1 pseudogene is annotated in these 269 nt (G+C 65.8%); it reads right to left on the bottom strand.

The features are described from left to right. Positions 1–269: pseudogene (locus RM572_RS29890) on the bottom strand (IS3-like element ISMyma3 family transposase); the annotation flags it as partial.

The following is a 269-nucleotide window of genomic DNA, read 5'->3' as shown; positions in this document are numbered from 1 at the left end:
GCTCGACACCGAACACCTGCTTGAACTCGTCGATGAAGGCTACGAGCGCCTGTGTGGCCGGTCGAGCTCGGCCGCGAAGAAAGCCGATGCGGCCTTGAGGATCTCGTTCGCCCTCTTCAGCTCGGCGCTCTCGGTCTTGAGGCGCTTGATCTCGGCGGCTTCTTCAGAAGTGACCCCCGGTCGCTGGCCGGCGTCGACCTGGGCTTTCCGGACCCAGGTCCGCACGGTCTCCGCCGCACCGATTCCGAGCGTTGCGGCGACCGCTTTCA

The organism is Streptomyces hazeniae (assembly GCF_031845485.1).
Classification (GTDB): Bacteria; Actinomycetota; Actinomycetes; order Streptomycetales; family Streptomycetaceae; genus Streptomyces; species Streptomyces hazeniae.
Note: the sequence above shows the minus strand (reverse complement) of the source record. Positions and strands in the feature narration are given on the sequence as shown.